The following is a 6,795-nucleotide window of genomic DNA, read 5'->3' as shown; positions in this document are numbered from 1 at the left end:
TGTGTTGTTTCGAATGGTTCCAAAACAAATTTAGTGTTAAGTTTCGGTAATGAAATGTTTTAGAGCTGTGTTGTTTCGAATGGTTCCAAAACTATAACCCAGAAAACTATTGAAATCAAGGTGTTTTAGAGCTGTGTTGTTTCGAATGGTTCCAAAATAATATTAAGATTTAATTCAATTCAACCATATTAGCTAGAGGTTGGTGGGGAGTTCAAATGAGAAAGCAGATAGAAAAGTTATTAAACAGCGATATAAGCACAAGCGCAATCGCTAAAGGAGCAGGTGTTCCTTGGTCTACAGTAGCGGACCTTAGAAAAGGGAAAACCAGTATCGATAAAATGGCCCTGCTTACAGCCGAGAAATTAAATGATTTTGCGGAAGAATTAGAAGCGGAAAAGGACGATGAGTTTTACAATTAATCTATCCAAAAACAACCACCTATTTAGGTGGTTTTTTCAGTATCTATCACTGCTTACTAGAAGAAGAACTTGAGCTGCTTGAGCTGTCGCTGCTGGATTCAGAACTGTCTTCTGAGGAGCTGGTGCTTTCAAATTGTTCTGGGTGGAGCGCTCGATAGCTTGGAGCATCAAAGAGGTCAATGGTCGATTCGCCCTTACGTTGGCTATAGAGACTGGTTGATTGGTCTCCTTTTTCTTCCTCGATTTTCTTCAATGCTTTGAAAGAGTGGTTGTAAGAGTATTTCTTGACATCTACCTTGCCCAAGTCATTACCCTCGTAGAAGCGAATCAAGTCACCGGTTTGAATAGCGTCACTAATCTTCAGCTGAGTATTGGCAGCATTACGAATGTCATCCAGTTCTTTTTTGATGGTTTCGTCTGGATTGGTAATTTCCTCACCGGTTTGAGTGTAGTAAGTCCGTCCATTGAAGCTAGTGTATTTTGGTGTGACAAAGTTATTGCTGGATCGGAAAGCTGTAATTTGCTGATGCTGAGTTGATAGCATATCCTGGCCGACCTGAAGGTAGTTTTTAGAGTCAATACCCAGCAAATGCTCCAATGTTGGCAGCATATCTACTTGACCACCGTATGTATCTATTATCTTTCCTTTGTCCATGCCAGGAATTACGACCATGTAAGGGACGCGTTGCATCATGGCATTGTCGTAGTTGGACCAAGTCTCAGAAGTCTTTCCTACAAGAGGGGCCAAGTTAGGATTACGGGTTTGGGAAATTCCAAAATGGTCTCCATAGAGAACGATAATAGAGTTGTCATAGAGGCCGGATTTTTTGAGATAATCAAACAAGGCCTTGACAGAAGAATCTAAATAGTTGGCAGTAGCAAAGTAGCCATTGATAGTCTCATCCTTGGTCTTAGCCAGCGGGAATCCAATCTCGTCACCAATCAAGCTAGTCGTGTAAGGATAGTGGTTGGAAACCGTGATATATTTAACATAGAAAGGCTGCTGTAGGCGCTCCAGGTATTTGATGGAATCTTTCAGCATAATCTTGTCATTTAAGCCGTACTGGAAGGAGTTAGTGTCGTCCTGCTTAGTAAAGTAAGACGCGTCGAAGAAATAGTTATAACCCCATTGTTTATAGGCTGTATTGCGGTTCCAGAAGCTTCCAGCATTACCATGGAAAACAGCAGAAGTATAGTCGCCGTTTTTGGAAAGAATAAAAGGTGCAGCTTGCTGGGTATTAGTACCACCGTAGTTAACCATGAAGGAGCCTTGGTTGAGACCGAAGAGCCCAGTTTCAATCATGGTTTCAGCATCAGAAGTCTTACCAGCCTTAACCTGGTTGAAGACATTTGAGAAAGCTAGAGTCGAATTGGAGTGGTAGAGGGAGTTGAGAAAAGGTGTCACCTCGTACGATTTTCCATCTGCCTGTAGCTTATAGTCGATCAGGAATTGCTGGAAGCTTTCCAGATGGACATAGATAACATTGCGACCTTTGGCAATACCAAAGTAATCCTTGTTAGGTTCTGCATAGTGATTCTGAATGTATTCTTCTACAGGCTTCAAATCTTCAGCAGAGGCTTTAGAGCGCTCTTTGTTGGCTTGATAGGTTTGATTTCCGCTGTAGCCTAGAAAGGCTGGAAGTCCTAATGCCCGAACGACATAGTAGTTTGAGAAACCACGGGTCAGGAGCTGAGGACGGTCAATTTCCGCCAAAAAGAGATTGGCTGTAAAGAGCATAGTAGAAAGTGCTGTGATGGCAAAGCTAGCTCTCTTATTAAATGGACGATGGTCAACCCTGATGAGCTTTTTATACATGAGGTAGCCCAGGATCGGAAAATCAATCAGATAGATGATATCCCATGGTCTAAATAGGCCGAGGGCAGCTTCACCCAAGCCAGCAGAAACACTGCTGGAAGCCATCATAGTATTGACGGTTACAAAGTCACTGAATTCGCGGTAGTATACGGCATTTGAAAACAGCCAGATAAAGAGCAAAATATAAACAAAAATTGAAAATCCATAGAATATGGTGCTTCTTTTGAAATAAAGCGCTAAGCCAATAAATAATAAGCCTAAGGGGATAGGATTTACAAAGGCTAAGAAGGCCTGATAAAATCCTTGGATATCCAAATTAAAGTCGACAGTGTATGCCCACATGGTTTTTAACCAGTAGAAGCAAAGCAAGGTCAAGACAAAACCTAGTCTGGTACTCATGAAATTGAGTAATTTCCTAGTCATTTTTTTCACAAAAGTACTTCCTTGTCTTATTTCCTAAATTTTTCTGTATCGTATTAAGTATATCACATTTTGTTTTATAGGGTGAACGAAAAGTATATGCTTTGTCTAAATTAACAATCAAGCAGAATTTGCTGAGGAAGATGGCTAAGAGGGCGTAGAAGGATAAAATAGAGGGAGCTAATGTTACTACGGGCTTGCTTTACGTAATTTTTTTGAAATATTTCTCAATATTTGATATAATTTAGAATATGAAAAAGCTTACGGTTTCTCGTTATAAGGAAGAAAAGATTCGGCAGGGTGCCCTGCTTTTAGAAAAAGAAGACTTTCCAGAGCTATCTTTTGATCATCAAGCTGTGGAGCTGGTATCAAGCCAAGGAAAGTTTCTGGGCTGCGGTTATATTTCAAAGCAGAACAAGGGACTTGGCTGGCTTGTTTCTAAGCAAAAAGTAGATTTTGATAAAGATTTTTTTATTTCCTTATTTGAGAAAGCCAAGGAAAAACGTCGTTTTTACCGTCAGGCGGAGGATATTACTGCATACCGCCTCTTTAATCAAGAGGGTGATGGTTTTGCAGGATTGACTGTTGACCAGTACGGGGACTATGCTCTCTTTTCTTGGTACAATCCTTTTGTCTTTTCTTTAAAGGAAGAAATCCTTCAAGCTTTTCAAGAAGTCTTTCCAGAATTAATGGGAGCTTATGAAAAAATTCGTTTTAAGGGGCTGGACTATGAATCAGCCAATGTCTATGGAGCTGAAGCACCAGAGGTCTTTACGGTTTTAGAAAATGGTGTGGCTTATCAAGTATTTCTAAATGATGGTCTCATGACTGGGATTTTTCTAGATCAGCATGAGGTTCGGGCCAGTCTTGTTGACGGCTTAGCCCTTGGGAAAAGCTTGTTAAATATGTTTTCCTACACAGCTGCTTTTTCTGTTGCAGCTGCTATGGGAGGTGCTAGCCAGACGACCTCAGTTGATTTGGCAAAACGTAGTCGGGAACTGTCCGAAGCACATTTTCAAGCCAATGGGTTGACTTTGGACAATCATAGGTTTGTGGTTATGGATGTTTTTGATTATTTCAAATACGCCAAGCGACATGGCCTCAGCTATGATGTTATTGTGCTAGATCCACCAAGCTTTGCCCGTAATAAAAAGCAGACTTTTTCTGTCGCGAAAGATTACCATAAGCTTATCAAAGAATCACTGGAAATTTTAAATCCAAAGGGAGTGCTGATTGCCAGTACCAATGCGTCCAATGTGACGCGTGCTAAATTTAAAAAAGAAATTGAAAAAGGTTTTGCAGGAAAGCACCATCGTTATATCAAAGAATATGGTTTGCCAGCAGACTTTAGTTATAATAAGAAAGACGAAAGTAGTAATTACTTAAAAGTTTTTACGATTAAGGTAGAAGAATGAAGTTAGTTGTCTCTGTCACCCCTAGAAATTTAGAAGAAGCTCAACAGATCGACGCGCAACGTTTTGTAGATGCGGATTTGATCGAGTGGAGAGCAGATTTCTTGGAAAAAGAAGAAATCTTAAAGGTTGCACCAGCTATTTTTGAAAAATTTGCTGGCCGTGAACTGATTTTTACACTTCGGACCAAGGATGAAGGTGGTCATATTCAGCTATCTGATGACGAATATGTGGAAATGATAAAAAAGGTAGCCCAGCTCTATCAACCAGATTATGTGGATTTTGAGTATTTCTCCCACAAGGACAAAATCGATGAAATGCTGGAATTTCCAAACTTGGTCTTGAGTTATCATAACTTTGAGGAAACTCCTGAAAATATGATGGAAATCTTGTCCGAGCTGACTAGCTTAACGCCTAAGGCTGTCAAAGTATCAGTGATGGCTAATAGTGGTCAGGATGTTTTGGACTTGATGAACTATACTCGTGGCTTTAAGACCTTAAATCCTGAGCAGGAATATGTAACCATTTCTATGGGAAGGGTTGGACGCATCTCACGAATTGCATCTGATTTGACGGGTTCTTCTTGGTCTTTTGCTAGTTTAGATGAAGCAACAGCGCCAGGTCAGATTTCTTTGAGCAGCATGAAAAAAATTCGGGATATTTTAAATGAAAATTGATGGACACACTCGTTTGGCTGCTGTCATAGCTAAGCCAATCAAGCACAGTATTTCGCCCTTTATTCATAATATGGCTTATGACCTTACAGATACCAATGCGGTTTATCTGGCTTTTGAGGTGGACAGGGAAAATCTGGAACAGGCTGTTGAAAATATTCGGCTTCATCAGATGTTGGGAGCCAATATTTCTATGCCCTATAAGCAAGAGGTGATTACTTATCTAGATGAGCTTGATGAGTCAGCCTTGCTTATTGGCGCGGTCAATACAGTAGTCAATCAAAATGGTCGACTTATCGGATATAATACAGATGGGCTTGGTTTTTTCAGAAGTTTGTCTAACTTTCATATCAAGGGAAAAAATCTGACAATTCTTGGCGCTGGAGGTGCGGCTTCTGCTATTATTGGTCAGGCTGTGCTGGATGGTGTAGAAAAGGTCTGTGTCTTTGACCTCAGAGATAGATTGGCAGGACATCAAGAGAAAATAGAACAGCTGTCTCGTCGTCTGGGTCATCCTATTCAATTACTAGCTGTTGAAGATCTAGTAGCTCTTTCTGATGCAGTCAATCAATCAGATTTATTTATCAATGCGACAGGTCTGGGAATGGATGGAAAATCACTACCTATTCCAAGCGATTTTGCTTTTCCAAAGGGACTGCTAGTAGCCGATATGACCTATTGTCCGGCTGAGACACCATTTCTGCGCTTGGCTAGAGAACAAGGCCTGCAGACTGTAAATGGTCTGGGTATGTTGCTCTATCAAGCAGAAAAAGCATTTGAACTAATGACAGGTAAAAAGATGCCATCTGAAGAAATCAAAAAAGCCTTGTTAGAAAAATTGGAAATATAGTTTATAGTAGATAGTGTGGGACATTCTTGGACTTTGTAGGCTTTGGGTGTCCATTTTCATATATAAAGGAGGCGCTTATGAAACTAAATGTAAATCTTCCTCATCATCCCTATGATATCATCATCGAAAATGGGGCATTATCTCAGGCTGGAAATTGGCTGAGTCAGCTTTGGCAGCCTCAGAAACTAGTAATTATCACAGATAATCGGGTGGCTAGACTTTACGCAGAGAAGGTTAAATTGAGTTTGGAAGCTGCTGGCTTTAAGGTCTTTACCTTTGATTTTCTTGAAGGTGAAGCTAGTAAAAATCTAACAACTGTTAATAAAGCCTATGAATTTTTGGCAAAGGTCGGTCTAACTCGTAGCGACGGTATCGTGGCCTTGGGTGGTGGAGTTGTTGGTGATTTGGCAGGCTTTGTTGCTTCGACCTACATGCGAGGCATTCATTTCGTTCAGATTCCGACCAGTCTGACAGCTCAAGTGGACTCCTCTATCGGTGGTAAGACAGGTGTCAATACGCCTTGGGCCAAGAATATGGTTGGGACTTTTACCCAGCCTGATGGAGTTCTGATTGACCCTCAAGTTTTGCAGACTTTGGGGAAACGTGAATTGATCGAAGGTATGGGCGAGGTGGTCAAGTACGGCTTGATTGAGGATAAGGAACTCTGGGATGAGCTGTCAGAAATGGATGGCAGTCCAGAGTCGATTTTGGAGCATGCGGAGAGCATCATTTACCATTCCTGCGATGTCAAGCGTAAGATTGTGGTTGAGGACGAGCTGGATAATGGCGTCCGCCTCTATCTGAACTTCGGTCATACCATTGGGCACGCTATTGAAGCGACAGCGGGCTATGGTCAGGTCATGCACGGTGAAGCTGTTGCAATTGGCATGGTACAGGTTTCTCGTGTCGCTGAAAAGCAAGGCCTTATGCCAGCTGGGATTACTGAAGACATCATCCATATGTGTCAGAAGTTTGGCTTGCCGGTGGATTACCAGCCATGGAATGAGAATGCTCTCTATCAGGCACTGACCCATGATAAGAAGGCTAGAGGCAACTCTATCAAGCTAGTACTGGTGCCCGAGCTAGGTTCAGCAAGCATTCACCAGATTCCGCTGGAAGAGATGAAAGAATTTCTGAAGAAATAAGTGCCAGATGGAACCTGAGACAATTGGGGAGTCTAGATGAAGACAAACGGGCTACCCAG

6 protein-coding genes are annotated in these 6,795 nt (G+C 41.5%); 5 read left to right on the top strand and 1 reads right to left on the bottom strand.

The genetic code is table 11. The features are described 5' to 3' along the window. Positions 1–215 precede the first annotated feature (215 nt). On the top strand, positions 216–419 hold the full coding sequence (locus tag AWH02_RS09370; protein WP_008809313.1) for a hypothetical protein: 204 nt from the start codon (positions 216–218) through the stop codon (positions 417–419). Positions 420–465: 46 nt separating this feature from the next. Here AWH02_RS09370 and AWH02_RS09365 read toward each other — a convergent pair whose 3' ends face one another. Continuing rightward, positions 466–2,667, bottom strand: coding sequence for an LTA synthase family protein (locus tag AWH02_RS09365; protein ID WP_060553431.1), 2,202 nt, complete (start codon positions 2,665–2,667; stop codon positions 466–468). A gap of 239 nt (positions 2,668–2,906) precedes the next feature. On the opposite strand from AWH02_RS09365, the gene AWH02_RS09360 reads away from it, so the two are divergent. The 4 genes from AWH02_RS09360 to aroB all read left to right on the top strand — a co-directional run bounded on the left by AWH02_RS09360 (position 2,907) and on the right by aroB (position 6,736). After that, entirely contained in the window at positions 2,907–4,070 is a 1,164-nt protein-coding gene (locus AWH02_RS09360) for a class I SAM-dependent rRNA methyltransferase (RefSeq protein ID WP_060553432.1), read from the top strand. After that, on the top strand, positions 4,067–4,744 hold the full coding sequence (gene aroD, locus AWH02_RS09355; protein WP_012130463.1) for a type I 3-dehydroquinate dehydratase: 678 nt from the start codon (positions 4,067–4,069) through the stop codon (positions 4,742–4,744). The genes AWH02_RS09360 and aroD overlap by 4 nt, the downstream gene beginning before the upstream one ends. Next, positions 4,734–5,591: a shikimate dehydrogenase gene (locus AWH02_RS09350; RefSeq protein ID WP_060553434.1), complete on the top strand. Its 858-nt coding sequence runs from the start codon at positions 4,734–4,736 to the stop codon at positions 5,589–5,591. The genes aroD and AWH02_RS09350 overlap by 11 nt, the downstream gene beginning before the upstream one ends. Positions 5,592–5,668: 77 nt before the next feature. Beyond that, positions 5,669–6,736: a 3-dehydroquinate synthase gene (aroB, locus tag AWH02_RS09345; protein ID WP_060553436.1), complete on the top strand. Its 1,068-nt coding sequence runs from the start codon at positions 5,669–5,671 to the stop codon at positions 6,734–6,736. The last annotated feature ends 59 nt before the right edge of the window (positions 6,737–6,795 follow it).

It is taken from the genome of Streptococcus gordonii (assembly GCF_001553855.1).
Lineage (GTDB): Bacteria > Bacillota > Bacilli > Lactobacillales > Streptococcaceae > Streptococcus > Streptococcus gordonii.
The sequence above is the reverse complement of the archived record's forward strand: the minus strand, read 5'-3'. Positions and strand labels throughout refer to the sequence as shown.